The sequence below is a fragment of the Rehaibacterium terrae genome, assembly GCF_014202935.1.
In the GTDB taxonomy this organism is placed as follows: Bacteria; Pseudomonadota; Gammaproteobacteria; order Xanthomonadales; family Xanthomonadaceae; genus Rehaibacterium; species Rehaibacterium terrae.
Map to the genome: position 1 here is coordinate 120480 of NZ_JACHHX010000003.1, position 26651 is coordinate 147130.

General features: G+C 71.6%; 22 protein-coding genes. 13 read left to right on the forward strand and 9 right to left on the reverse strand.

Features of this window, described 5'->3' with window-relative positions; translation table 11 throughout:
* The first annotated feature begins 6 nt into the window (after positions 1-6).
* Both HNQ58_RS03035 and HNQ58_RS03040 read left to right on the forward strand, forming a co-directional pair.
* Positions 7-672: a protein-L-isoaspartate(D-aspartate) O-methyltransferase gene (locus HNQ58_RS03035; protein ID WP_221301124.1), complete on the forward strand. Its 666-nt coding sequence runs from the start codon at positions 7-9 to the stop codon at positions 670-672.
* Positions 669-3200 (forward strand): spermidine synthase, encoded by a 2532-nt coding sequence (locus tag HNQ58_RS03040; protein WP_183947312.1) that lies wholly within the window; start codon positions 669-671, stop codon positions 3198-3200. Before HNQ58_RS03035 ends, HNQ58_RS03040 begins: the two co-directional genes overlap by 4 nt.
* On the opposite strand, the gene ftrA is transcribed toward HNQ58_RS03040, so the two are convergent.
* Entirely contained in the window at positions 3154-4128 is a 975-nt protein-coding gene (gene ftrA / locus HNQ58_RS03045) for a transcriptional regulator FtrA (protein ID WP_183947313.1), read from the reverse strand. The two genes, HNQ58_RS03040 and ftrA, sit on opposite strands and share 47 nt — an antisense overlap.
* A 92-nt stretch (positions 4129-4220) precedes the next feature.
* Here ftrA and HNQ58_RS03050 point away from each other — a divergent pair, with 92 nt between their 5' ends.
* From HNQ58_RS03050 to HNQ58_RS13310, 3 genes are all read left to right on the forward strand, one after another.
* Complete coding sequence (locus HNQ58_RS03050; protein ID WP_183947314.1) at positions 4221-4463, forward strand: DUF1272 domain-containing protein; 243 nt, start codon at positions 4221-4223, stop codon at positions 4461-4463.
* A 107-nt stretch (positions 4464-4570) separates the two neighbouring features.
* Positions 4571-4765, forward strand: a complete 195-nt coding sequence (locus HNQ58_RS13305) for a rhodanese-like domain-containing protein (RefSeq protein WP_246416904.1) — start codon at positions 4571-4573, stop codon at positions 4763-4765.
* Positions 4708-4854 (forward strand): rhodanese-like domain-containing protein, encoded by a 147-nt coding sequence (locus HNQ58_RS13310; RefSeq protein ID WP_246416926.1) that lies wholly within the window; start codon positions 4708-4710, stop codon positions 4852-4854. The genes HNQ58_RS13305 and HNQ58_RS13310 overlap by 58 nt, the downstream gene beginning before the upstream one ends.
* 15 nt (positions 4855-4869) lie before the next feature.
* Here the strand turns inward: HNQ58_RS13310 and HNQ58_RS03060 are convergent, their stop codons facing one another.
* Together HNQ58_RS03060 and HNQ58_RS03065 are read right to left on the reverse strand one after the other, a co-directional pair.
* Complete coding sequence (locus tag HNQ58_RS03060; RefSeq protein WP_183947315.1) at positions 4870-5655, reverse strand: thiol:disulfide interchange protein DsbA/DsbL; 786 nt, start codon at positions 5653-5655, stop codon at positions 4870-4872.
* Between the two features lie 129 nt (positions 5656-5784).
* The gene (locus HNQ58_RS03065) at positions 5785-7977 is read right to left on the reverse strand and encodes a primosomal protein N' (RefSeq protein WP_183947316.1); all 2193 of its coding nucleotides are present in this window, start codon (positions 7975-7977) and stop codon (positions 5785-5787) included.
* Between the two features lie 545 nt (positions 7978-8522).
* On the opposite strand from HNQ58_RS03065, the gene HNQ58_RS03070 reads away from it, so the two are divergent.
* Positions 8523-9377, forward strand: coding sequence for a sigma factor-like helix-turn-helix DNA-binding protein (locus HNQ58_RS03070; RefSeq protein ID WP_183947317.1), 855 nt, complete (start codon positions 8523-8525; stop codon positions 9375-9377).
* Positions 9367-10032, forward strand: coding sequence for a DUF3106 domain-containing protein (locus tag HNQ58_RS03075; protein WP_183947318.1), 666 nt, complete (start codon positions 9367-9369; stop codon positions 10030-10032). The genes HNQ58_RS03070 and HNQ58_RS03075 overlap by 11 nt, the downstream gene beginning before the upstream one ends.
* Positions 10033-10078: 46 nt before the next feature.
* Here the strand turns inward: HNQ58_RS03075 and HNQ58_RS03080 are convergent, their stop codons facing one another.
* Positions 10079-10393: a DUF4286 family protein gene (locus tag HNQ58_RS03080; RefSeq protein WP_183947319.1), complete on the reverse strand. Its 315-nt coding sequence runs from the start codon at positions 10391-10393 to the stop codon at positions 10079-10081.
* Entirely contained in the window at positions 10384-11553 is a 1170-nt protein-coding gene (locus HNQ58_RS03085; protein WP_183947320.1) for a DUF3667 domain-containing protein, read from the reverse strand. The genes HNQ58_RS03080 and HNQ58_RS03085 overlap by 10 nt, the downstream gene beginning before the upstream one ends.
* Before the next feature lie 128 nt (positions 11554-11681).
* On the opposite strand from HNQ58_RS03085, the gene HNQ58_RS03090 reads away from it, so the two are divergent.
* Both HNQ58_RS03090 and sppA read left to right on the forward strand, forming a co-directional pair.
* Positions 11682-13058 carry an MATE family efflux transporter gene (locus tag HNQ58_RS03090; RefSeq protein WP_183947321.1) on the forward strand — a complete coding sequence of 459 codons (1377 nt, stop codon included), beginning with the start codon at positions 11682-11684 and terminating at the stop codon, positions 13056-13058.
* A gap of 205 nt (positions 13059-13263) precedes the next feature.
* The gene (gene sppA, locus HNQ58_RS03095; RefSeq protein WP_183947322.1) at positions 13264-15138 is read left to right on the forward strand and encodes a signal peptide peptidase SppA; all 1875 of its coding nucleotides are present in this window, start codon (positions 13264-13266) and stop codon (positions 15136-15138) included.
* Between the two features lie 94 nt (positions 15139-15232).
* Here the strand turns inward: sppA and eda are convergent, their stop codons facing one another.
* A complete protein-coding gene (gene eda / locus HNQ58_RS03100) occupies positions 15233-15880 on the reverse strand; it encodes a bifunctional 4-hydroxy-2-oxoglutarate aldolase/2-dehydro-3-deoxy-phosphogluconate aldolase (protein ID WP_183947323.1) in 648 nt (215 codons plus the stop codon).
* Complete coding sequence (locus HNQ58_RS03105; protein WP_183947324.1) at positions 15867-16886, reverse strand: sugar kinase; 1020 nt, start codon at positions 16884-16886, stop codon at positions 15867-15869. Before HNQ58_RS03105 ends, eda begins: the two co-directional genes overlap by 14 nt.
* Before the next feature lie 290 nt (positions 16887-17176).
* On the opposite strand from HNQ58_RS03105, the gene HNQ58_RS03110 reads away from it, so the two are divergent.
* Positions 17177-19990, forward strand: coding sequence for a TonB-dependent receptor (locus tag HNQ58_RS03110; protein ID WP_343057157.1), 2814 nt, complete (start codon positions 17177-17179; stop codon positions 19988-19990).
* Positions 19991-20067: 77 nt separating this feature from the next.
* Positions 20068-21417, forward strand: a complete 1350-nt coding sequence (locus tag HNQ58_RS03115) for a pectate lyase family protein (protein WP_183947325.1) — start codon at positions 20068-20070, stop codon at positions 21415-21417.
* A gap of 43 nt (positions 21418-21460) precedes the next feature.
* Here HNQ58_RS03115 and HNQ58_RS03120 read toward each other — a convergent pair whose 3' ends face one another.
* Both HNQ58_RS03120 and HNQ58_RS03125 read right to left on the reverse strand, forming a co-directional pair.
* Complete coding sequence (locus HNQ58_RS03120) at positions 21461-23113, reverse strand: carboxylesterase/lipase family protein (protein WP_425504141.1); 1653 nt, start codon at positions 23111-23113, stop codon at positions 21461-21463.
* A 160-nt stretch (positions 23114-23273) separates the two neighbouring features.
* Complete coding sequence (locus tag HNQ58_RS03125) at positions 23274-24632, reverse strand: pectate lyase family protein (protein WP_183947327.1); 1359 nt, start codon at positions 24630-24632, stop codon at positions 23274-23276.
* Positions 24633-24836: 204 nt separating this feature from the next.
* Here HNQ58_RS03125 and HNQ58_RS03130 point away from each other — a divergent pair, with 204 nt between their 5' ends.
* Positions 24837-25646, forward strand: a complete 810-nt coding sequence (locus HNQ58_RS03130; RefSeq protein ID WP_409617338.1) for a 2-keto-4-pentenoate hydratase — start codon at positions 24837-24839, stop codon at positions 25644-25646.
* Positions 25643-26635: a TRAP transporter substrate-binding protein gene (locus tag HNQ58_RS03135; RefSeq protein WP_183947329.1), complete on the forward strand. Its 993-nt coding sequence runs from the start codon at positions 25643-25645 to the stop codon at positions 26633-26635. Before HNQ58_RS03130 ends, HNQ58_RS03135 begins: the two co-directional genes overlap by 4 nt.
* Positions 26636-26651 lie beyond the last annotated feature (16 nt).

Sequence of the window (26651 nt, forward strand, 5' to 3'; positions counted from 1 at the left end):
CCGGAGATGGCGACCCGGCGCGCGCGGATGGTGCACGAGGTGCGCCGCAACGCCGAGGAGGTGCGCCGCGGGACCGGCCTGCCGGCGCTCGATCCGCGCGTGCTCGAAGCACTCGCCAGGGTGCCGCGCCACCGCCTGGTGCCGGAAGCGCAGCGCGCCCACGCCTATGCCAACCGGCCGCTGCCGATCGGCCACGGGCAGACCATCTCGCAGCCCTACATCGTCGCGCTGATGACCGACCTGGCGCGGCCGCGGCCGGGCGATCGCGTGCTGGAGATCGGCACCGGCTCGGGCTACCAGGCGGCAGTGCTGGCCGAGCTGGTCGAGCGCGTGTACAGCATCGAGATCGTTCCGCCGCTGGCGCGGCGCGCTGCCGCCGACCTGCAGGCGCTGGGCTACACCAACATCGAGCTGCGCGAGGGCGACGGCTACTACGGCTGGCCCGAGCACGCGCCGTTCGACGCCATCGTGGTAACCGCGGCGGCGGCCTCGATCCCGCCGCCGCTGATCGAGCAGCTCAAGCCCGGCGGGCGGATGGTGATCCCGGTCGGCGGGCAGTTCCATACCCAGATGCTGATGCTGGTGGAGAAGCAGGACGACGGCCGCGTGCGCAGCCGGCAGATCCTGCCGGTGCGCTTCGTGCCGCTGACCGGCGCCGGCGAGCGGCGATGAGCGAGGCGCGCGCCGGGCCGTGGCTGGCGCTGTCGGTGGCGCTGCTGTCGGCGGCGGCGCTGGGCTACCAGATCCTGCTGATGCGCTGGCTGGCGATCGCGCACTGGCAGCCGTTCGCGGCGATGATCATCAGCCTGGCCCTGCTCGGCCACGGCGCCAGCGGCACCGCGCTGAGCCTGCTGCGCGGCTGGGCGGTGGCGCGCTTCGACGCGCTGTATCCGCTGTGCGCGGCGGCGTTCGCACTCGCTGCGCCGGGCTGCGTGACGCTGGCGCAGACGATCCCGTTCAACGGCCTGGCGCTGGTCTGGGACCTACGCCAGCTCGGCTGGCTGGCGGCGCTGTACCTGTGCCTGGCGCTGCCGTTCTTCTTCGCCGCCTGTTGCTTCGGGCTGGCCTTCGCGCGTCACCCGGCACACATCCCGCGGCTGTACGGCGCCGACCTGTTCGGCGCCGGCCTCGGCGCGGCGCTGGCGATCGGTCTGCTGTTCCTGCTGCCGTTGCCGCAGGCGCTGGCCGCGGTGGCCGCGCTCGGCCTGGTCGCCGCCGGTCTGGCCGCGCTGGCGGGCGCGCGCCGCCTGCGCAGGCTGGCCGGGCTGGCGGCGCTCGGCGTTCTGCTGGCGGCGGTGCTGGACGGGACCGCGCTGCAGCCGCCGCTCAACGAGTACAAGGGACTGGCGCAGGCGTTGCGGCTGCGCGACGCGGCGGTGATCGACCAGCGCCACAGTCCCTACGGCTGGCTGGCGGTGGTGGAAAGTCCGACCGTGCCGCTGCGCCATGCGCCCGGGCTGAGCCTGCACAACAGCCAGGAGCCGCCGCCGCAGTTGGGCGTGTTCGTCGACGGCGACGCGCTCGGCGCGATCACCCGCGCGGTGGACGATCCGGCGCGGCTGGACTGGCTGGGCCGGATGACATCCGCGCTGCCCTACGTGCTGCTGGATGGCCCGCGCGTGCTGGTGCTCGGTGCCGGGGCCGGGATGGACGTGCTGCAGGCGCTGCACCTTGGCGCGCAGCACGTGCATGCGGTCGAGCCCAACCCGCAACTGCTGGCGCTGCTGTGCGAGGACTACGCGGACTACGCTGGCGCGCCCTGCGCCGATCCGCGTGTGCGGATGACGGTCGGCGATGCCCGCACCGCGCTGCGCGGCGGCGGCGCGGACTACGAACTGATCGTCTGGCCGCTGGCCGAGTCGCTGGGCGGCGCCGCGTCCGGCGCCTTCGCCGCCGAGGAGAACTACGCGCTCACCGTCGAGGCCTTCGTCGCCGCGCTGCGCCGGCTGGCGCCGGGCGGGCTGCTGGCGCTGACGCGCTGGGAGAAACTGCCGCCGCGCGACATGCTCAAGCTGTTCGCCACCGCCGTCACGGCGCTGGAACGCGAAGGCGCCGCCGAGCCGGGCGCACGGCTGGCGGCGATCCGCGGCTGGAGCACCGGCACCCTGCTGGTCGCACGCGATCCGTTCGACGCCGCGCGCATCGCGCGCCTGCGCGACTTCGCCGAAGGTCTGGGCTTCGACCCCGTGCACTACCCCGGCATGCCGGCCGACGAGGCCAACCGCTACAACCTGCTGGCGCAGCCGTGGGCGTTCGAGGGCGCGCGGGCGCTGCTGTCGCCGGCGCGGGCGCAGTTCCTGCGCGACTACAAGTTCGACCTGCGGCCGGCCAGCGACGACCGCCCGTACTTCGCGCATTTCTTCCGCTGGCGCGCGCTGCCCGAACTGTGGGCGCTGCGCGGACAGGGCGCCGCGGTGCTGTTCGACGCCGGCTACCTGCTGCTGCTGGCGGCACTGGCGCAGGCGCTGCCGCTGTCGCTGCTGCTGATCCTGGCGCCGCTGCTGGCCTTGCCGCGCGGTGCCGCCGCCGGCGGCAGCCGCGCGCGGCCGGCGCTGTACTTCCTCTGCCTCGGATTGGCCTTTCTGCTGATCGAGATCGCCTGCCTGGCGCGGCTGAAGCTGTTGGTCGGCCAGCCACTGCTGGCGATCACCGTCGGGCTGGCCGGCTTCCTGTGCTTCGCCGGTCTCGGCAGCCTGCAGGCGCAGCGATTCGATCCCGACCCGGCGCGATTTCCGGCGTGGCTGCGGCGGATCGTCGCCGGCATCGCGCTGGCGCTGGGCTGGCACGTGCTGGTGGTGGCGCTGGCGCTGCATTGGGGCGGCGCGCTGGCGCTGCCGTGGCGCGCGCTGCTCGGGCTGTTGTCGATCGCGCCGCTGGCTTTCCTGATGGGCATGCCGTTTCCGCTGGGATTGTCGCGGTTGGCGCGCAGCCAGCCGGCCTTCGTGCCCTGGGCCTGGGGCATCAACGGCTGCGCCTCGGTGCTGGCGGCGCTGCTGGCGCTGCTGCTGGCGATCGACCTTGGCCTGCCGGCGACACTGCTGATCGCCTGGCTGCTCTACGCGCTGGCGGCGCTGTGCTGGCCGCTGCCGCGCGACCCGGGCGCGGCTGACGCCGCTCGTCCCCGCGGCAAGCTGCTGCGGTTCCCATCGTTCTTCACTCCGCCCGCTGCGAGAAGCGCTCGCGGTAGCGCTGCGGGCTGAGGCCGATCCGCCTGGCGAAATGATGGCGCAGGGCCGCGGCGGTGCCGAAGCCGCAACGCTCGGCGATGGCGTCGACCGGATGGGTCGTGGTTTCGAGCAGCTCGCGGGCGCGCGCCAGCCGCTCGCCCAGCAGCCACTCGCCCGGTGGCCGGCCGGTGGCCTCGCGGAAGCGGCGCAGGAAATTGCGTTCGCTCATGTGCATCTGTTCGGCCATGCGCGGCACCGGCCAGGGCTGGTCGAGACCGGCGCGGATGCGGTCGAGCAGCGGACCGACCCCGGCGCGCTCGCGGCGCGGCACCGGCTGCTCGACGTACTGCGCCTGGCCGCCCTCGCGGTGCGCCGGCACCACCAGCCGCCGCGCGATCTGGTTGGCGACGGCCGGTCCGTAGTCGCGCCGCACCAGGTGCAGGCACAGGTCGATGCCGGCCGAGCTGCCGGCGGAGGTGAGCAACTGGCCTTCGTCGACGTAGATCACGCCGGGATCGACCTCGATCCGCGGGTAGCGCGCACGCAGGCGTTCGGCGTGCAGCCAGTGGGTGGTCGCGCGGCGGCCGTCGAGCAGGCCGGTGGCGGCGAGCACGAACACGCCCGAGCAGATCGACAGCAGCCGCGCGCCGCGGGCGTGGGCACGACGCAGCGCGGACAGCAGCGCGGGTGGCGGATCGGTTTCGGGATCGCACCAGCCGGGGATCACGATGGTGTCGGCGCGCGCCAGCGCATTGCGCTGCGGCGCGCAGATGCGGATGCCGCCGGTGGCGCGCAACGGGCCGCTCTGTATCGGATGCACGGCGAAGCGGTACCAGTCCGGGCCCAGTTCGGGGCGCGGCAGGCCGAAGATCTCCACCGCGATGGCGAACTCGAACGTGCACAGCCCGTCGTAGGCGAGCACGGCGACGGTGTGCGGCGGTCTGTCGGTGCGGCGTGGCATTGGCGGAATATTGATCCTTGTCGGCGATTACGCCAATGGCCCGTTCGTCATGGCGGCGCGACACTGGCCTGGTCCGCTACGCGAGGTATCCGATGCTCCAGATGCGCCCCAACTGCCAGTGCTGCGACGCCGACCTGCCGCCCGAGTCGGCGCAGGCATGGATCTGCTCGCTGGAATGCACCTACTGCGCCGACTGCGCGCAGGCCCGGCTCGGCGGCGTCTGCCCCGGCTGCGGCGGCGAGCTGCGGCCCAGGCCGCGCCGCTTGCCGGCGACCGCCGCCAAGTACCCGCCCTCGACCACCCGCCTGTTCACGCCGGAGCGCTGCGCCCGATGAAGACCCTGGTCAACCTCGTCCCGCCCGCCCCGTCCGACCTCGCCGCCGCGCACTACGCCGGCCGGCTGGCCTTCGAGACCGACTGCGCCGACGTCCACGCCGGCCTGATGCAGCCCGAGCGCGACTTCGTGCTGCTCGACGTGCGCTCGCCCGAGCTGTACGCGCGCGGCCACCTGCCGGGCGCGGTGAATCTGCCGCACGGCAGATCGGCGCGGAGACGCTGGCGGCGTTCCCGCCGGCGACGGTGTTCGTCACCTACTGCGCCGGGCCGCACTGCAACGGCTCGACCAAGGCGGCGCTGAAGATCGCCCGGCTGGGACGGCCGGTGAAGGAGATGATCGGCGGTGTGACCGGCTGGCTCGACGAGGGCTTCGCGCTCGCGGGCGGCTGAGGCGGGGCCGGTGGCTCAGCGCACCTGCGCGGCGTGCTCGCGGGCGACCAGCCAGTCGACGGTGCGCAGCATGCCTTCCAGGCCGCCCTCGCGGGTCGCCATCACCTTGTACTTGCCGGCGACCACGAAGGTCGGCGTGGCCTCGATGCCCCAGCGCTGCAGCAGCTGCTGCGAGCGGGCGATCTTCGCATTGACCGCGAACGAGTCCATGGTCGAGGCGAACACCGCCGGGTCGACGCCGTGGCGGCCGTACCACTGGGCGATACGCGGCGCGGCGTCGGCGGTCATCGGCAGGCTGCGCTCGACGTGGATGGCGTGGAACAGGGCGTCGTGGGTGGCGTCGAGCACGCCCATCGCCTCGGCGGTGTAGAAGGCACGGGCATAGGGCGTCCAGAAGCCGCCGAACGCGGCCGGCACGTAGACGAAATTGACGTGCGCCGGGAGGCGCTTCTTCCACGCGTTGACGTGCGGCTGCAGGTTGGCGCAGTGGATGCAGGTGTAGCCGAACACCTCGGCGACCTCGACCTTGCCGGCGACCGGCTGCGCCGGCATGGCCGGCTCGATGCGGGTGTAGTCGACGCCCTCGACCGGGGCCGGGCCGGGCGGCGGCGCGGTGGCTTCGGCGGTCGGCGTGGCCGATGCGGCGGTGTCCTCGGCGGCGGGCGCATCGGCGGACGGTGCCGCGGTGTCGCCGGTGTCGGCGGCTGGCGCGGCGGCCGGCGTGCCGGCGGTGTCCGGCGATTGGCCGCCGCAGGCGGCGAGCAGGGCGAGGGTCAGGGCGAGGGCGAGGCTGCGCAGCATGGGCGTGCGTTCCGGAAAGCGGGAGCCGGAAGCTTACGGCAAGCGCGCGGGTGCTTCATGCGTGCCGGGTCGGCGCTCGCGGCGCATGCCGCTCCTGCGCGCGGAGCCGCGCGGCAAACCGCGAGCGCGTCAGTACAGATCCAGCGGATCGACATCCAGCGACCAGCGCACCCGGCGCGCTTCCGGCAGCGCATACAGCCGCGGCACGCCGGCGTGCAGCCGTGCCTGCAGCGCCGGCCGCAGCGGTGCGGACAGCAGCAGCTGGCCGCGGTGGCGGCCGGCGCGGCGCGCCATCGGCGCCGGCAGCGGGCCGTGCAGGGCGACCGTCTCGTCGCCCGCCAGCGCCGCGCGGGCGGCGCGCAGGAAGGCCGTCACCGCGCCCTCGTCCGGCGCCTCGGCGCGCAGCAGCGCCAGGTGCGCGAACGGCGGGAAGCCGGCCGCCTCGCGCTGCGCCAGTTCGAGCGCGGCGAAGGCGGGGTAGCCGCCGGCCAGCAGGGTGGTCAGCAGTGGGTGCTCGGGGTGGTGCGTCTGCAGGATCACCTCGCCCGCCGCCTGGGCGCGGCCGGCGCGGCCGGCGACCTGGATCAGCAGCTGCGCCAGCCGCTCCGGCGCGCGGAAGTCGGCGCTGAACAGGCCCTCGTCGATGCCGACCACGCACACCAGGGTCAGCCGCGGCAGGTCGTGGCCCTTGGCGAGGATCTGGGTGCCGACCAGCAGGCCGGGGCCGTCGCCGAGCGTGGCCAGGTGTTTCTCCACCGCGTCGCGGTGGCGGGTGGTTTCGCGGTCCACGCGCACCAGCGGGTAATCCGGGAAGCGCGCGGCCAGCGCGTCCTCGATCCGCTCGGTGCCGGCGCCCTGCGGCTGCAGGGCCAGGCTGGCGCAGGCGGGGCAGGCCGGCGGCACGCTTTGGCGTGCGCCGCAGTGGTGGCAGATCAGCCGACGGCCGCGGCCATGCACGGTCATCGGCGCGTCGCAGCGGCGGCATTGCGCGCTCCAGCCGCAGTCGTGGCAGAGCAGCACCGGCGCGTAGCCGCGGCGGTTCTTGAAGACGAGCACCTGCTCGCCACGGCGCAGGCGGGTGTCGATGGCGGCGAGCAGTTCCTCGGACAGGCCGGCGTCGAGCTTGCGCTTGCGGATGTCGAGCACGCGCACCGATGGCGGCCTGGCCTCGCCGGCGCGCTGGCGCAGCGACAAGTGGCCGTAGCGGCCGGCGTGGGCGTGGTGCAGCGATTCGAGCGAAGGCGTGGCGCTGCCCAGCAGCACCGGCACGCCCAGCGCCTTGCCGCGCACCAGCGCCAGGTCGCGTGCGGAGTAGCGCAAGCCGTCCTGCTGCTTGTAGCTGCCGTCGTGCTCCTCATCGACGACGATCAGCCCGGCCTCGGGCAGCGGGCAGAAGATCGCCGAGCGGGTGCCGACCAGCACCCGCGCCTGCCCGCGCCACATCGCCGCCCACACGCGGGCGCGCTCGCCGTCGGCCAGGCCCGAGTGCAGCGCGTGCACCGGCACGCCCAGGCGGGCGCGGAAGCGGCGCAGGGTCTGCGGGGTCAGGCCGATCTCCGGCACCAGTACCAGCGCCTGCCGGCCGCGTCGCAGGGTGTCGGCGATGGCTTCCAGGTAGACCTCGGTCTTGCCGCTGCCGGTGACGCCCTCCAGCAGCAGCGGGCGGAAGCGGCCGAACGCGGCGGTGATCTCCGCGACCGCCGCGCGCTGGGCCCCGTTCAGGGCCGGACCGGGCGTCGCCTCGGCCACCGCGTGCCGCGGCGGCAGCGCCACCCGTTCGACGTAGCCGCGCCTGGCCAGCGCGCGCATCACCGGACGCCAGTCGTCGGATTCGAGATCGAGCCGGTCTTCGGCCACCACACCCTCGCGCAGGCGCTCGGCGATCCGGCGCGGGCGGCTGTGCGGGCGCAGCCCGGCCAGACCGGTGCGGCCGGCCTCGGTCAGCGTCCAGCCGTGGGCACAGGTGTCGGGCAGCGGCTGGCCGGCACGCAGCGCAGTCGGCAGGGCGGTGGCCAACACCTGGCCGAGCGGCTCGTGGTAATAGCGCGCGGCCCAGCGCAGGCTGTCGAGCAGTTCGCCGGCCAGCAGCGGCTCGGGGTCGAGCCGGGCGAGCGCCGCTTTCAGCTCGGGCGCGTCGTCGCCGGCCGGGCCGGTCTCGGCGACCACGCCGACCAGCTCGCGGCGGCCGAACGGCACCCGCACCCGGCAGCCGATCCAGTCCGCGTCGGCGCGCCCGCCAGCCGGCGGCAGGTAGTCGAACAGGCGCGGCAAGGGCACCGGCAGGGCGACACGCAGCACCGGTGCAGCGGAAGGGGTGGGCATGAGGGCAGTCTATGCAGCGGTCCGGTCGCCCGCCAGCCCGGCCGGACGGCGCGTTGGTGACGGTTTCCCGACAGTCTGGATCGAGCCGCTGGCGGCTACGGATGAGACTTACCGGACAAAGCTGTTCCGTTCGTGACAAAGCGGACGTAAGGCGCCGTCTTCAATCGGAAAAAACCCTTATCCACACGATCTGTGGATAAGTTTGTGGAAGATCGGCGGGGCAGGTGCCCCTATCTGTGGCGGCTATGGCTTCTGTGACGAGTTGGTGATTTTTTAACCACAGTGTCATATGTCTTGAAATTCAATGGGTTAGTTAATGCCTGAGGCGCTCCGGCAGTCCTGTTCAGGGCGATGACAGGATCGTGAAACATCGCCGGCTGGTGCTGTGCACAACGCCTGCCGCTGCAGGCCTTGCGGCAAGGGGTGGAGCGACAGGATCCCGGCAGGTCAAGCGTTTCACGGCGGCGGCCCGCCGGACCGGTCCACCCTGCCCAGGGCGGACCGACAGCGCCTAGAATCCGGGCTCACGTCTGTTTCCCTGCGCCATGCCCGGCTCCACCTCCCCCCCTTCGCCTGCGGCACTGCAGGCTTTCCTGCGCGGCATCGAGCGGCGCGCCTTCGTGCTTGCCGAGGCCCAGTGCGGCGATCCCGCCCTGGCCCGGGCCGCGCTGGCGGCGAGCTGCGCCCGGCTGCGGCACGAGGCGGCGGCGTTGCCGCTGCGCGAGTGGCCGTTGCGCTTCTGGGCCGGGCTGATTGCGCGACCGGAGCTGCGCGACTTCCGGCTGCCGCGCCGGCCGTTGCCTGGACAGGCCGCCTTGGCGGCTCTCTCGCCGGGCGCGCGTGCCGCGCTGCTGCTGCGGCTGGCCGCCGGCCTGGACCTGCCGCATGTCGCGGCGGTGCTCGGCGTCTCCGAATCGGCGGCGCGGTTGGCGCTGGCGCGCGCCGTGCGTGCGCTGGGCGCGGACGATGCCGGTGCGGGCGCGGCGTTGCGCGTGCTCGATGCCGCCCTGCATGCCCGCGTGCGCGACCTCCCCGAGGCCGAGCGTGCCCGGCTGGCCGAGCTGCGCGAGCGCAGTCTGCACGGCGAGGTCGCGGCGGCGACGGGCACGCCTCGCCAGGAACCGCCGCCGCGTCTGTTGCGCTGGCTGTGGGGCGCGCTGGCGCTGGTGACGGTGCTGTTGCTCGGTACCTTCCTGTGGCCGCCGGCCGGCGAATCGCTGGCGCCGGGCGAGAGCCGGCCGCTGCCGGAGGCCGCCGTGCCGGCGCTGTCGCCGGAGTCCGCCGCCCTGGCCAGTCCGGATTTCGAACTGCTGGCCGATCCCGAGGGACAGGCGCTGGCCCTGGATCTGGCCTTCTACGCCTGGCTGGCGGCGCAGGACGGGGGTGCCGATGCGCGCTGAGCATCATCGCCTCGGTCGCCTGCTGGCCTGGCTGCTGCTGCCGGCGCTGGCGCTGGCCGCGCCCCCCACCCTCGACCCGGCGCTACGCGAACTGCTCGCGCCCTGGCTGGCGCGCTGGGACAGCCTGGACGCGGGCGCCCGCGCGCGCCTGCAAGGCAATGCCCGGCGCTGGCTGGCGCTGGACGAGGCCGGGCGCATCGACTTCCTCGCCCGGGTCGCCGCCTGGGAGGCGCTGCCGCCGGCCGAGCGTGCGCGTCGACGCGAGGCGTATGCGGCCTGGCGCAGCCTGGAGGCCGGCGAGCGCGCCGCGGTCGCCGCCGCCGCGGCGCGCTACGCCGCGGCCACGCCGGAGCGGCAGGCGGCCTGGCGCGAAGCCTTCGACGCGCTCGATCTCGACGTTCGCCGCGCCTGGCTGCTCGGCCCGGAGGCCGGGCGCGACTTCATCCGGCTGCGGCCCCTGTTCGCCTTCGTCCCGCCCGAAGAGCACGCGGCGACGCAGGCCCTGCTGCGCAGTCTCACGCCGGCCGCGCGCGAGGACCTGATCGTGCTGCTGCGCCGGCTGCCACCGGCCGAGTGGGACGCGTTGCGGCGCGAGCTGGTCGCCCTGCCCGAGACGCAGCGCGCGGCGCGGCTGCGGGCGCGTCTGGCCGACTAGCCGCTCCCTCCGGGCGTGCCTCGGATTCGGACCGGAGCAACCGGTCTCAGTGGGCCGCGATCGAGCGCAGCACCCGGCGGCTGGCGCGGAAGCGGCCGGCGAACCGGCGTTCGCCCTCGGCGCGCATGCGCGGGGCGTGTTCGCGCAGGTAGGTCTCGAGGGCAGCCTGGTCGAGCACCCGGTAGCGCACGCAGATGGCGAACTGGCCGGCCGGCGGCGGCGGGTCGAGCACGTCGTAGAGCACGGCCGAGGTGAAACCGGGCAGCGCGCGCATGGCGCGGATGTGTTCGTCGAGCCAGGCCCGGTACTCGGCCTCGATGGCGCGGTCGACCGACAGGGACACTTCGTAGATCACAGCCATACGATCGCCGCCATCACGGTGAGCACCACGCCGGTGGTCAGCATGCTCAGGTAAACGATGCCGATGACGGCGAACTTGAGCAGGGTCATCAACCAGCCTTGCCGGTAGACACGCTTCTGGGTCAACAGCAGATACAGCGGCATCCACGCCGCCAGCGCCACCTCCAGCCAGCCGAAGACGGCCTGCCCGGTCCACTCGCGCAGCGCGTCGAGCACCAGGATCAGCAGCAGCGCCATGCTCAGGAAGGCGTGGCTGTGCAGCGCCACGATCAGGTGCTCCATGTACAGCCGGCGCTTGAACAGGTAGGCGAATTTCAGCAGCAGCGCGAACAGCGGCAGCAGGATGAAGAACGTGGTCGGCAGGGCGCCGAGAATCGCGTCCTTGAGCAGGTTGGGCTCCTCCTGCACGCGTGCGATGTTCTTCTGGCCGCGTTCGATCTGCCGGTTGAGCCAGTCGTTGCCGGCATCGGGCAGCCACGGCAGCCGCACCGGGTTGGTTTCGCGATCCCAGGGCAGGCCGCCGCCGAAGCGGATCTGCGGCGGTCCGGACGAGTGCGCCGTGGCCGGCGCCGCGGCATCGACCTCGCCGCGCTCGATCTGTGCGATGCGCCGGCGCGCCTCGGCGACCACACCGGCGCGCGCACCCTCGATGCCGGCGCGGGCGGCGATCGCCGCCGGGCCGTCGAGCTCGGCCAGACGTTCGTCGAGATGGGCGAGGATGGCGTCGCGGCGGCGCTCGACCTCGTCCACGGTGGTGGCGTCGCCGATGCGCTCGCCGTCGATGCTGAAACCGGCGCTGTCGCCGGTCTGGATGACCGCGCCGTTGCCGTCGTCGACATCGAATGAGAGCTGGGCGAGCAGGAAGGCGATGACCGTGATGAAGAAGAACAGCCGGAACGGGCTGACGTAGCGCACCCGCCGCCCGGCCAGATACTCGTTGCTGAGGTGGCCGGGACGGAACACCAGCGGCAGCAGCGTGCGCCAGAGCCGGTTGTCGTACTCGAAGACGGTGTCGAGGACATCGCCGATCAGGCTGCCGAAATGGCGCACCGCGCCCTTCACCGGCTGGCCGCAGGCGTGGCAGTGCGGGCCGTGCAGCGCGACGCCGCAGTTCTGGCAGCGGCCGGGGTCGCCGGCGGGCGCGGTGGCGGTGGCGGTCATGCGTCGGATCCCCGGGACAGACTGTCGCCGGACGCCGCGCGCCCGGTCGCTGCGGCTAAGATACTGCACCGGCCGGGTGGCGGGACGCGTGCCGTCAGTCCCGTCGCCGTCCGCCCGATCGCGCTCCCATGTCCGTCTCCGAATCCCGCCTCGCCCGCCTGCGGCGCGAGGCCCGCGCCACCTTCGTGCTGTCGCTGCCGCTGGTTATCGGCCAGCTGGCGCAGGTCGCCATGAACCTGGTCGACACGGTGATGGCCGGCCACCACGGCCGGCTGACCCAGGCCGAGGTCGCGGTCGGCACCCAGGTGTGGTCGCTGGCGATCGTGCTCGCGCTGGGCGTGCTGATGGCGATCCCGCCGTTCGTCTCGCAGCTCAACGGCGCCAACCGGCGCGGCGAGATCGGCGCGCTGTTCCGCCAGACGCTGTGGCTGTCGCTGGCGCTGGGCATCGGTCTGCTCTGGCTGACCCGGCAGGCGGATGCGCTGCTGGCGCTGGTCGGCATCGCCGAGGAGGTACGTCCGGGCGCCACCGCCTACCTGCGCGCGATCAGCTGGGGCGCGCCGGCGCTGGTGCTGTTCTTCGCCCTGCGCTACCTGTGCGACGGCGTGGCCTGGACGGTGCCGACCATGGTCTGCAGCTTCCTGGGTCTGGTTGCGCTGGTGCCGGCCAACTACGTCTTCCTCTACGGCGGCTTGGGCATCCCGGCCCTGGGCACGGAGGGGCTGGCCTGGGCCACGGTGCTGGTGCTGTGGGGGCAGGCACTCGGTTTCCTCGGCTACCTGCTGCGCTCGCCGCGCTTCCGCGACCTGCGGCTGTTCGCGCAGTTCGAGTGGCCGAGTTGGGCCACGCTCGGCGCGTTGCTGTGGGTGGGCGTGCCCATGGGCGTGACGGTGTTCATGGAGGGCAGCCTGTTCGTGGTCACCGGCCTGCTGATCGGCACCCTCGGCGCGACTGAGGTGGCCGCCCACCAGATCGCCCTGGTGCTGGCCAGCACCACCTTCATGGTGCCGCTGGGCGTGGCGATGGCGACCACGGTGCGGGTCGGCCACGCGGTCGGCGCCGGCGATGCGCCGGCGGTGCGCTGGGCGGCCGGTGCCGGCTACCTCATCGCCCTGTTCACCCAGACCGTCTCGGCGCTGGCGATGGTGGTGGGTGGCGGCTGGATCGCCTGGCTGTTCACTCGCGATCCCGGCGTGGCCGCCATGGCCGCCAGCCTGCTGCTGTACGCGGCGGCGTTCCAGTACGTGGACGGCGTGCAGGTGCTGTCGAACGGCGCGTTGCGCGGCCTGAAGGACACCCGCGTGCCGATGCTGATCACCGCCTTCAGCTACTGGCTGTTGGGCATGCCGGTCGGCTGGCTGCTCGGGCTGCGGCTCGGCTGGGGTCCGCAGGGCCTGTGGGTCGGGCTGATCTTCGGTCTGAGCGCGGCCGCCGTGCTGCTGACCTGGCGCTTCCTGCGTCTGGGCCGCGACCCGCTCGGCTACGTGCGCCGCGCCGGGCTGTGACCTCCGGTGCTGGCGCCGGCGTCGCGAGCCGTTATGCTGGTGTCGAAGCCGGGTCGCTGTGTCGCTCCCGCGAACGCGGGAGTCCGGCGCCTTTGGCGCGGTGAGGCGTCGTGAAAGCGGCCGGGTTCCCGCTTGCGCGGGAATGACGCGGCTCCGATGCGCTTCCCCGAGTCCCGCCCAACCCCCTTCTCCGAGGAGCCTTCACATGGACGAGACCGCACCCCGCGGCAAGAAACCCGGCCTGATCGTGCGTCTGCTGCGCGGGTTCTGGCGCGGCGTCGATTCGAGCCGCCGCTTCACCGTCAATCTGCTGTTCCTGCTGCTCGCGCTGTGGCTGCTGTCGGTGTTCTTCGCCGGCGCGCCCAAGCTGCAGCCGCGCAGCGCGCTGGTGATCGCGCCCAAGGGCGCGCTGGTCGAGCAATACACGGTCGATCCGGCCTCGCGCGCGCTGGCCAGGCTGATGGGCGAGGAGGCGCCGGAGGTGCAGCTGCGCGACCTGCTGCGGGCGATCGAGGCGGCCAAGGACGATGACCGCATCGAGCGGCTGGTGATCCGCGCGGACGGCCTGCGTTCGGCCGGACTGGCAGCCCTGCGCGAGGTCGCGGCCGCGCTGCGCGAGTTCCGCGAATCGGGCAAGCAGGTGGTGGCCTACGCCGACTTCCTCGACCAGCGCCAGTATCTGCTCGCCGCGCAGGCCGACGAGGTCTACCTGCACCCGTCCGGTGCGGTGATGCTGGAGGGCTTCAGCCGCTACCGCCCGTACTACCGTGAGGGTCTGCAGGACAAGCTGGGCGTGGACGTGCATCTGTTCCGCGTCGGCGAGTACAAGTCGGCCGCCGAGCCCTACATCCTCGACGCTCCCTCGGAGGAGGACCGCGTCGCCAACCTGTTCTGGATGAACGATGTCTGGCGCCGTCACCTGGACGACATCGCCGCCGCCCGCGGCATCGACGCCGCCGCGCTGCAGGCCGCGATCGACGACATGCCGGCGCGGCTGCGCGCCGCCGATGGCGACCTGGCCAGGCTGGCGCTGGCACAGGATCTGGTCGACGACCTCAAGACCCTCGACCAGGTGCGCGAGCTGCTGATCGAGCGCGGCGTGCGCGACGAGCGTCAGCACACCTTCCGCCAGGTGTCGCTGGACGACTACCTCGGCTTCGTCGACCGCGAGCGCCTGCCGATCGGCAAGCGCCCGCAGGTGGCGGTGGTGGTGGCGCAGGGCGTGATCACCGATGGCGACCAGCCGCCCGGCACGATCGGCGGCGAGTCCACCGCGCGTCTGCTGCGAAACGCGCGCGAGGACGACCAGGTGAAGGTGGTGGTGCTGCGGGTGGATTCGCCCGGCGGCGGGGTATTCCCGTCCGAGCAGATCCGCCGTGAAGTCGAGCTGCTGCGCGCCGCCGGCAAGCCGGTGGTGGCCTCGATGGGCAGCGTCGCCGCTTCCGGCGGCTACTGGATCTCGATGGATGCCGATGCCATCTACGCCGACCCGTCCACCATCACCGGCTCGATCGGCATCTTCGGCCTGTGGATGAGCGTGCCGCGCACGCTGGAGAAGATCGGCGTGCGCGTCGGCGGCGTCGGCACCACCCGCTTCGCCGGCGCCTTCGACCCGACCCGGCCACTCGATCCGGCGGTGGGCGAGCTGATCCAGTCGGTGATCGACAAGGGCTATCGCGATTTCGTCGGCAAGGTCGCCGCCGCCCGCGAGCGCGACGAGGACGCGATCGATGCGGTCGCCCGCGGCCGGGTCTGGAGCGGCGCGCAGGCGCACGAGCGCGGCCTGGTCGACACCCTGGGTGGCCTGCGTGACGCGATCGACCACGCCGCGGAGCTGGCGGGACTGGAGAAGGACCAGTACCGCCTGGCCTGGATCGAGAAGCCGAAGTCGACCTTCGAAAAGTTTCTCGCCAGCCTCGGCGGCAGCGCGCAGGCGCGCGCGCTGGCGCGCTGGACCGGGCTGGCGGGTGTGCTGGTCGGCGAGCGGACACAGGAGCAGATCGCGCGCGACATCGAGTGGCTGCGCAGCCAGCAGGACCGCCCGCTGCAGGGCGTGGCGCACTGCTTCTGCGGATTGTGACCGGGCCTGCCGTTCCTGCGGGAGTGGTCAGGGACGCAGCCGCGGGCGATGCGGCGCATGGCCGCGCCGCCCCGGATTCCCGGGGCGGCGTGGTTCATCTGTCTCGGGGCCTGAGCCGCACCGCTTCGCGTGCCAGCGCTTCCACGTGCGCGAAGTCGCCGGCGGCCAGCGTCCGGGCCGGGGTCAGCCACGAGCCGCCGAGGGTGACGACATTGGGCAGGGCGAGGTAGTCGGCCGCAGTCTGCGGCGTGATGCCGCCGGTCGGGCAGAAGCGTGCCTGTGGGAACGGCCCGGCGAAGGCGCGCAGCAGTGCAGGGCCGCCGATCGCCACTGCCGGGAACAGCTTGAAACAGCGGTAGCCCGCTTCCAGTCCGGCCATCAGCTCGCTGCCGGTGGCCACTGCGGGCAGGTAGGGGAAGTCGGCTGAGCGCGCCGCCGCCAGCAGCGCCGGGGTCGCCCCCGGCGAGACCGCGAACGCCGCGCCGGCCTCGCGCACCGCCTGCAGCTGCGTCGGCGTCAGCACCGTGCCGGCGCCGACGACCGCCTCCGGCACCTCGCGTACGACCCGTCGCATCGCTTCCAGCGCGTGTGCCCCGCGCAGGGTGATCTCGATCACCGGCAGCCCGCCGCGCACCAGCGCGCGCGCCACCGCGACCGCTTCGGCGGCGTCGGCCGGCGTGTACACCGGCACGACCGGCGCCCGCGCCAGGATCGCCTCGATGGGGTGTTCAGCGGCGAACATCGAAGCGCCCCTGGGCAAGGAAGGCGGCGACGTCGTCGACATCGACCAGGTTGAAGTCGCCCGGCAGGGAATGCTTGAGGCAGGCCGCGGCCAAGCCGAAGTGCAGGCAGGCCGCATCGTCGAGCCCGGCGAAACGGCCGTGCAGGACGCCGGCGGCGAAGGCGTCGCCAGCGCCGATGCGGTCGACGATCGGCGTGAGCGGATAGGCCGGCGTGGCATGCACGGCACCGTCGCGGGTCACCATCAGCGCCGACAGCGTGTGATGATCGACGCTGTGTTGCTCGCGGATGGTGGTCGCCAGCCGGCCCAGCGCCGGGAACGCGGCGAACGCCGCCTGCGCGGCGGCGATCACCCGTTCGGCCGGCGTCACTTGGGGGAACTCGGCGCCGAGTGCGACGGCGATGTCGCGGTGATCGGCGAACAGCAGATCGGCTTCGCCCATCAGTGTGCGCAGGATGGCAGGCGCGTCGCCGCGCCAGGCATCCCACAGCTTGGGACGGAAGTTGCCGTCGAACGAAACATTGAGCCCGCGTGCGCGCGCGGCGTGGATCGCCCGCTGCGCGGCGGCAGCCGGGCCCGGACCGAGCGCCGGTGTCACCCCGGACAGGTGGAAAGCATCGGCGCCGGTCAGTAGCGCGTCCCAGTCGAATCGCTCCGGCGCGGCCAGGGCAAAGGCCGAGTGGGCGCGGTCGTAGAGCACCTCGCTCGGTCGCTGGATGGCGCCGGTGGCGAGAAAGTACAGGCCCATGCGGCCGGGGCCGGTCACCACCGCGCCGGTATCCACGCCGTGCCGGCGCAGTTCGCCGACCGCGGCTGCGCCGAGCGCGTTGTCGGGCACCACGCTGACCATTGCGGCGGTGTGGCCGAAGCGCGCCAGCGACACGGCCACGTTGGCCTCGGCGCCGCCGACGTGGACCTCGAACTGCGGCGTTTGTAGCAGCAGCTGTCGATCAGGCGCGCCCAGGCGCAGCAGCAGTTCCCCTAAACACACGATGCGGTGCGGCATCGCTCCCTCCCATGTCGTGGCCGTCATTCAAACCGATCCGGAGCGCTCCGGAGTATGTTGCGGCGCATCAGTTGTGGTCGATCCCGGTAGTGCCGGGCAATGATCTGAATTTGCTGGATTAATTGTGTCGAACTCGGAGCCGGACACACGGCCTTGCTGCTGCGCTGCGGTGTTTGCTAGCTTTCTTGGCTACCGGTGTCAATCATTGCGCAACAGGATTACTACCGGTGTCATCACAACTATAGGCGTTGGCCGCGAACCGGTCCATCGCGTTGAGGGAGGGTCCAACTGTGAGCATTCATGCACGCGGCAACCGCCCGCTGGTCGCCGTCCTCTCGGTAGCGATCGCACTGGCGCTGCAGACGACGGCGCCCGGCCTGCAGGCGCAGGAAATCGTGGCCGATCCGCAGCAGCCCGACGGCGCACAGGACGCGGGCGATGCCGGCGAGGCGAAGACGCTCGATGCCATCGTGGTGACCTATCGCGCCAGCCTCAGCGCCGCACTGAACGAGAAGCGCGCCGAAGTCGGTCAGGTCGACGCGATCGTGGCCGAGGACATCGGCAAGTTCCCCGACCTCAACCTGGCCGAATCGCTGCAGCGCATTCCGGGTGTCGCGATCACCCGCGACGCCGGCGAGGGTCGCAACATCTCGGTGCGCGGCCTCGGTCCGCAGTTCACCCGCATCCGCATCAACGGCATGGAAGCACTGACCACCACCGGCGGCACCGATGCGTCCGGCGGCGTCAACCGCGACCGCGGCTTCGATTTCAATGTGTTCGCCTCCGAGCTGTTCAACAGCATCACCGTGCGCAAGACCTCGGCGGCCGAGGTCGACGAAGGCTCGCTCGGCGCGACCGTCGACCTGCAGGTCGCGCGGCCCTTCGACTATCCTGGCTTCACGGCGGTGGCTTCGACCCAGGCCAGCTACGGCGACCTGGCCGAGAAGTGGAATCCGCGCGCAGCAGCGCTAATCAGCAACGTCTGGGGCGACGGCCGCTTCGGCGCGTTGTTCTCGGTCGCCTATACCGAGCGCGACCTGGTCGAGGAAGGGCACAGCACGGTGCGCTGGGACCGCGGCACCAGCAGCGGCAACTTCAATGCCGCCTCGCCGTTCGCCCAGGCGCGTTCGGCCGACGTCTTCCATCCGCGCTTGCCGCGGTATGGGGTGCTCGAGCACTCGCAGGAGCGCATCGGCGCCACCACCTCGCTGCAGTGGCGTACCGGCGAGCGCACGCTGTTCACCCTCGACGGCTTGTACGCCAGGTTCGACGCCACGCGCACCGAGAACTTCCTGCAGGCGCAGTCGTTCAGCCGCGCCGGCAACGGAAAGCCGCAGACGATCGTCCGTGAGGGCGTGGTCGATGGCCGCAACAACCTGGTCTATGGCGTGTTCGACAACGTCGACCTGCGTACCGAGGCGCGCTACGACGAGATGAGCACCCGTTTCAGCCAGATTACCCTTCACGGTAGTCATGAGTTCAGCGATACCTTCCGTGCCAGCGGCCTGGTCGGTTACGCCAAGAGCGAGTTCGACAACCCGATCCAGACCACCATCACCCTGGACCGCGCCAACAGCAACGGTTACCGCTGGGACTACCGCGGCAACGACCGGCTGCCGCTGATCGACTACGGCTTCGACGTCACCAATCCGGCCAACTGGGGCTGGCTCAACACTTCGGCCAACAGCCAAACGTCCGAGATCCGGCTGCGGCCACAGACCGCCGACAACAGCTTCCGCACCGCGCGCCTGGACATGGCCTGGGATGTAGGTCATGCGTGGACCCTGAAGGGCGGCGCGAGCTGGAAGAAGTACAGCTTCGAAACCACCGAGCAGCGGCGCGCGTCCGAGACCGTGGTGCCGGCACTGCCGCCGGGTACCGACTTGTCCGGACTGACACGGCTGATCGGCCTGCGCGGCTTGAACGTGCCGGCGGGAACGCCCAGGGTCTGGCTGATTCCTAACCTGAATGCATTCGCCGGCCTGTTCGACATCTACTGCAACTGCGGCATGTTCGCGCTGTCGCCGGACAACGCGCGCGGCAACAACCGCAGCGTCGAGGAGGAGAATCTCGGTGGCTACCTGCAGGCCGAGTTCTCGACCGAGGCTCTCGGCCGACCGCTGCGCGGCAACTTCGGCGTGCGCTACGTCGAGACCGAGCAACGCTCGACCGGCATCGGGCTGATCAATGGCGTGCCGACCGAGATCACGGTCGGGCGCAAGTACGACGACCTCCTGCCGGCCCTGAACCTGAGTCTGGATCTCACCGACGACTTCGTCGTTCGTTTCGGCGCCGCCAAGGTGATGGCACGCCCGGGGCTGGGCAATCTCAGCCCCGGGGTCAACATCAGCGTCTCGGGTTCGGCGCGGACGGTCAGCGGCCAGAACCCATTGCTCAACCCGTTCCGCGCCACCACCTACGACCTGGGCTTCGAGTGGTACTTCGCGCCCGAGTCGCTGCTGTCGCTGGCGCTGTTCTACAAGGACATCGACAGTTTCGTGCAGACCACCCGTCAGACCGGCACCTTCGACCAGAATCCGTTCGGTCTGCCGATCAGCCTGCTGCCGCCGGGCGTCTCGCCGCAGGACACCTTCGAGTTCACGTTCCCGGTCAATACCCCGGGCGGGCCGCTCAAGGGGTTCGAGGTCGGCTACCAGCAGCCGTTTACTTTCCTGCCCGGGATCTGGCAGCGTTTCGGCACCCAGCTCAACTACACCTACGTCGATTCGCAGATCAGCTACCTCACCGCGACCGGCGCACTGGCCGCGCGCGAGAACCTCACCGGCCTGTCGAAGAAGGCCTACAACGCGACCCTGTACTACGAGGACGAGCGCTTCGGGGCGCGCGTCTCGCTTGCCCATCGCGACGACTACCTGACCAACGTACCGGGCCGCAACAACAACGACGTCGAAGGCACCAAGGGCACCACCACCGTCGATGCCTCGGCGTCCTACAAACTCAACGAGCGGATCGAGCTGACCTTCGAGGGACTGAACCTGACCAACGAGTTCAACGACCAGTGGGTCGATTCGGTGGGCGACCGAGTATCGGTCTACCACCAGACCGGACGCGTCTACATCTTCGGCGTTCGGGTCCGCTTCTGAAGCGTGAAGTCATTGCACGAGTGTGTGTGCACCCAGGGCGCCGGGCTTCCGGCGCTTTTTTTCGGGAGGGAAGCAGCATGAGCCGCAAGACCCGTGTCTCCGGCGTCGGCCTGATGGTCCTCGCCGCACTCTCCGCGCCGGCCTGGGCCGGCAAGCGTGACCTCGGGCGCGATGTGCTCGCCCCCGGCGACGGCTGGGCTGCGGCCGGGCCCGGCACCACCGGCGGCGCCGCCGCCGGTCCGCACCAGGTCTATGTCGTCGGCAACCGCCGCGAGCTGATCGCCGCGCTCAACGACGGCGTCCCGTCGTCGACCTCGCCGGCCAACCCGTCGGCCGCGCCGAAGATCATCTACGTCGATGGCATCATCGACGCCAACGTCGACGACGCCAACAACCCACTGGGTTGTGACGACTACGCGGCGGGCACCGGTTACTCGCTCGCGGCCTACCTCGAGGCCTACGATCCCGAGACTTGGGGGCGTGAGGTCCGGCCGAGCGGGCCGCTCGAGGACGCGCGCATCGTCGCCCGCAATCGTCAGCAGGCGCGGGTGCGGATCCGCATCGGCTCCAACACGACCATCGTCGGAGTCGGCAAGGAGGCCACCATCCGTGGTGCCTGGTTCGACCTGCGCGGTGCTTCCACGACTAATCGTCGCGGCAACATCATCATCCGCAACCTCACCTTCGAGGACACCTTCGACTGCTTTCCGGCCTGGGATCCGCTCGACGGCGCGGCCGGCAACTGGAATGCCCAGTACGATGCGATTTCGCTGCGCGATGTCGACAACGTCTGGATCGACCACAACCGTTTTCGCAACGTGACCACGGCCGATGACCTGCTGCCGACCCACTTCGGCCGCAAGTACCAGGTGCACGACGGACAGATCGACATCACCAACACCTCGGATCTGGTCACGGTGTCGTGGAACCGCTTCGAGCGGCATGACAAGCTGATGCTGATCGGCTCTTCCGACAGCGCGGTCGCCGACCGCGGACGGCTGCGGGTGACACTGCACCACAATCTCTTCGACGACATCGGCCAGCGTGCGCCGCGGGTGCGCTTCGGGCAGGTGCATCTGTACAACAACTACTACCGGATCCGCGACCCGGCCAACTACAGCTTCAGCTGGGGTGTCGGCATCGAATCGCAGATCTTCGCCGAGGGAAATTTCTTCTTCAGCGATCACGCGGTGACGCCGGACCGGTTCATTGCGGTATTCCGCGGCACCGCCCTGACCACCGTTGGCAACCTGCACACCGGCGTGCCGGCGCGGCGGCCGGTGGACATAGTCGCCGCCTACAACGCGGTCAACGATCCGCCGCTCGGCAATGACGCGGGCTGGACGCCGACCCTCGCGGCCGGGCTGCAACCGGCCTGGGTGGTGCCGCAGACCGTGTTGAGCAAGGCGGGGCCGATGGACTGGTAGCCGGACATGTCGCGCCGGTCATGGCCGCCGAACGGCCGGTCGGCTACAGGGTGCCGCGCTGGACGAACGGCGCCCGGCGCCACAGCTCGCGCTCGCCGCCGCGCGGGTCGTGCGCGAGCCGGGTTTCGGTGTCGAACAGCAGTGTTTCGCGGTGCGCGAGCGAGTAGGGCGGCCAGGCTGGGATGCCGGCGTGGTTCGGGTTGCCGGAGCGTGCGAACGCAAGCAGCGCCTCGCTCATGCGCTCGGCGAGCCTGCGCGCCCCGGCGCCGTCGCCGCTGCGCGCGCCGGCCCGGCCGGTGTTGTCGAACACCAGCGCGATGTCCAGGGTGTGGAAGGCGCCGAGTTCGGGCTCCAGCGGCGAGGCCCAGTCGAGCTGGTAGGCCCAGGTCGGCGCGACGTCGGCGCCGGCCTGCCGCGCGCGTGCCTCGAGCTCCTCGACCGCGCCACGCCACGAGCGGCCCGCCGTGGTCGCAGCGAAGAACACCTCGGACGGTGTGTAATGCGGATGGAGCCGGCGGTACTCGGCGATCACCTGATCGACCGGCAGATCGACGTACTGCTCGCGTTCGAGCCGGGCCGGCAGCGTGTCCCAGCACAACGTGAAATTCGCCGGGTCCCCGCCGAGCAGGGCGCGGGTCTCGTCGCGGGTGTTGCCGATCACCATCGGAACCGCCGCCGACTGCGCCGGTGCATCGGGCCAGAACGGGTGCCGTTGCAGCACCGTGCCATCGAGCACCGGGCCGAAGTAGAGGGTGGTGTCCTCGACCCAGGAGGGGTCGTGGGCCGCGCTCGCTTCCAGCAGACGCTCGGCCGGCAGGGTGCGCAGGGTTGGGAGGTCGTCCGGGCCGAAGCCGAGCGCCCCGAGAAAGCGCAGGGCACGTCGGGTTGCCGCACGTGGCCCGGCGGCGGTGACCTGCTGCCCGCTCATGGTCCAGGCGCGGTGGAACAGCCCGGCTGCGGCTGGCATCGCCATCAAGGTGGCGATCTTGGCGCCGCCGCCGGACTGGCCGAACACGGTGACGTTGCCGGGATCGCCGCCGAATTCGCGCGCGTGCTGCCGCACCCATTGCAGTGCCTGCACCAGGTCGAGTTGGCCGACGTTGCCCGAGCTGGCGAGCTCCGGTCCGCCGAGTCGGCCCAGGTAGAGGTAACCGAAGGCATTCAGACGGTGGTTGACGGTGACCACGACCACGTCGCCGCGCCGGCACAGGTTGCCGCCGTCGTAGAGCGGATCGCTGCACGAGCCGGTGTTGTAGCCGCCGCCGTGGATGTAGACGAGCACGGGCCGCTTCGCATCGTCGCGCAGGCCGGGCGTCCACACGTTGAGGAACAGGCAATTCTCGCAACCCGGCCCCTCAGCGCCGCGCTGCGGCGCCACGGCACCGTAAGCGGTCGCCTCGCGCACGCCTTGCCACGGCACTTCCGGCCGTGCAGGCTGGAAGCGCCGCGGCGCGGTGTCGGCCCCGTAGGGGATGCCGCGGAACACGTGCACGCCGTCTTCGATCGTGCCGCGGATGCGGCCGCTGCGCGTGCTCGCGAGCGTCGTGCGCGGCATGGCGGCGTGTGCGCCGAATGGCAGCGTTGCCACGAGCAGGCCGGCGCCGAGTGCGGTGCCCTGGTGCAGGAACTCGCGGCGGGTGGGGGACTGCAGCGGGGCGCGGCTGGCAGGAGGCTTGGGCGGACTCATCCTCGTCATCGCTCGCGTGTGGGGTGCGGGTTCGGCCGATTCGCGGCGGGGAGGTCCCGCCCGCCCGTCCGCGCCTTCCCTCCGGATCGGGGCCGGGGTCGGTTCCGCCCTCGCGGGAATGCCGACCCCGAAGCACAGCCCCTGTTCCCAGCTCGTGCCCGCCAGGCACTCATGCCGGCGGCGGCCGCCGCGGCAACTCCTTCAGCGGCTCCATGGTGTCGAGGTCCCAATCGGCCTCGACGAACGGCGCGCGCACCTCGGGCACCACTGGGTAGCCGCCGACCTCCTCTTCGCTGTCGATGATCGTGCCGCGGCCCTCGATCACGTTGGCGACGATGCGGCGGTCGATGTCGTCGCGGTCCCATGGACGCGCGCCGGCATGCAGGATCACGTGGTCCTGGACCTGCTCGGCGCGCAGCAGGCGCACGCCGAACGGCAGCACGGGTGCCCGGCGCAGCCGGTTGAGTCGGATCGGTGCGGTCGTGTAGCGGCCGATCTGCGGAATCGATCGACCGATGCGGTCCACGGCGATGTTGTCCTCCATGTACAGGTCGAGGTCGCCGGAGCCCCCGATCATGAACAAGGCCAGGTCCTCAGTGGAAGGACCGGCCCGCATGACGTTGCCGCGGATCGACATCAGCCCGGTCTGGTACTCGCGCCCGGCCCACTCCTCGGCGATCAGGTTGTAGTGGATGGCGCGCTGGCCCGGGTCGTAAATCAGGTTGTTGATCACCTGCCCGCGCACACCACCCTTGAACAGCGGGCTGCGTTCGTAATTGTGCGCATAGAGGTTGCCCACGATCAGGATGTCGGTGACGTTGTCGTGGATCAGCGAGCCTTTGGAATGTTCGCCCTTTGCGTGGGTGGAGTGCGCCAGGCCTTCGGCGATGATGTTGTTGCTGAAGGTGATCCGGTGCGAGGTGCCGGCGCGCCACTGCTCCGGGGTGTCGCCGATGAAGCGGGTGCCGGATGCGGAAAGGTTCTCGTCGGTGGCCCAGGTCAGCGAGTTGTTGTCGATGATCACGTCACGGGCACCGGCCACGGTGGTGATGGCGTCGAAGTCGATGCCGGCGCCCTTGCGCAGCCCGCCCTCGCCGGGGCGGATGCGGATGTGCCGGATCACCACGTCGTGGGTGGCGATGACCAGGCCGCCCCGGATCAGGGTGACGCCTGGCGATGGTGCCGTCTGGCCGGCGATGGTCAGGTAGGGCTGGTCGATGCGGATCTCGCGCAGGCCCAGGTCGATCACCCCGGCCACCTCGAACACGACGATGCGCGGCCCCGGCGTGCGCAGGGCTTCGAGCAGCGAGCCCGGGCCGTCCGCGCGCAGGGTGGTGACGCGCAGGATCTGGCCGCCGCGCCCGCCCGGGGTGTGCGCGGCCCAGCCCTGGGCGCCAGGGAAGGCCGTCTTGCGCGCGCCGTCGGCGGCGTGTGCCAGGCCGCCGACGGCCAGCATGCCGGCGACCAGCAGGGAGCCGAGGAGGCGACGACCGATGCCGGCCGCCCGATAGGCGAGTGTGGATTGCATGGGCCCTCCCAAGGTGGTTCCGCGCGACAGGCCGCATTCTCGGCGACGGCTTTGCCGCACTGCACATTGCCAATGACACCGGTTTACCATATACACCGACCCAAGCCCCTGTCGATGCGCACTGCAACAAACCGGCGGCGGGACCTGAACGGAGACGCAGTCTTGAGCACGACCACCCGCGATACCGGGGCCGCGCCGCCGGAACTGGCGCAGATCGCCGCCCGCTTCGTCGCCGCGCGCCGGCGGGGTGAGGTGTTGGCGGAGTTTCCGGGGACGATTCCGTGCGACCTGGAGACCGCCTACTGGGTTCAGGATCTCGCCATCGCGCAGTGGCCCGACCGACTGGTCGGCTGGAAGGTCGGCTACATTGCACCCGAACGGCGCGACGGCTCCGGCGACGATCGCCTGCTCGGCCCGATGTTCGCTCGCGCGCTCTGGCATGCCACTGGCGACATCTTGCCGGTGCCGGTGTTCGCCGGTGGCTTTGCCGCGATCGAGGCCGAGTACGTGCTGCAGCTCGCCGTCGATGCCCCTGCCGGCAAGTTGGACTGGACTCCCGAAGAGGCTGCCGCGCTGCCGGCGACCCTGTGGTTGGGCGTCGAGATCGCCAGCAGCCCGCTGGCGACGATCAACGCGCTCGGGCCCTGCGCAGTGGTCTCGGACTTCGGCAACCACAATGGCCTGGTGCTAGGCCCGCAGATCCGTGACTGGCAGCGGCTCGACGAGGCCAGCCTGCGGGCCGAGACCTGGATCGACGGCGTCCACGTCGGCAGTGGCGGCGCCGGCCGCCTGCCCGGCGGCTTGCGCGCGGCCTATGCTTTCGCCCTGACGCGCTCAGCGCGACGCGGCCGGCCGCTGAAGGCCGGCGAGCTGATCGCCACCGGCAACGCCACCGGCATCCACGAGATCCGCGTCGGCCAGCGCGCGCGGGTGCGCTTCCTCGGGCTGGCCGACATCGAGTGCGAGGCGCGGCCGGCGTTGCCTTCGCCTGCCGACGGAGAGCAGGGCGCATGAGCAGTCGTCGCCGGTTCCTGCTTGCCGGGCTCGGAGCCGCCTGTGCGCTGCCGTTTGCCGGCCGCGCCTGGGAGCCGGCGCCGATGCGCGTGCTCACCGCCACCGATGTGCATGTGCGCGACTACCCGACGGTGGCGGCCGTGCGCTGGATCGGCGAGCAGTTGACACGGGAAACCGGCGGCCGGCTCGGCCTGCGCGTGTACCACGGTGGTCAGCTCGGCCGCGAGTCGGACGCGATCGACATGGCACGCTTCGGTGCCATCGACATCGTACGTGTCTACTCGGGTGCGCTGAACAACGCCTTTCCGCTGACCCAGGCGCTGTGCCTGCCCTACGTGTTCGACTCGGTCGCGCACATGCGCCGGGTGATCGACGGCGAGGTCGGCACGGCGGTGCTGCGCGGCTTCGAGGCGCGCGGCCTGGTCGGCCTGGCGATCTACGACAGCGGTGCGCGCTGTTTTTACAACACCCGCCGACCTCTGCATACCCCGGCCGATCTGCACGGATTGAAGTTCCGCGCGCCGCCCTCGGACATCTTCATCCGCATGCTGCGCCTGTTCGGTGCCAATCCGACACCGCTGTCGTTCGGCGAGGTGTTCTCGGCGCTGGAGACCCGGCTGATCGACGGTGCCGAGAACAACATGCGCAGCTTTCACTCCAGCCGCCAGTTCGAGGTCGCCCGCTACTGGTCGCAGACCGAACACTCCTACGCACCCGACGTGCTGCTGATCTCGCGGCGCAGCTTCGAGGCGCTCGCCCCCGACGAGCGCGCCTTGCTGCTCGACACCGCGCGGCGCTCGGTGGCGGTGATGCGGCGGCTTTGGGACGAGTCCGAGGCCGCCGCCCGCCAGGCCGTGATCGACGCCGGCGTGCACATCAACACCGTCGACATGGTGGCCTTCGCGCAGGCCGCGCAGCCGCTGCTCGACGACCACCTGCGCCGGCCGGGGATCGCCGAGCTGTACCGTCGCATCCGCGACCTCGCCTGACCTGCGCCCACGAGCC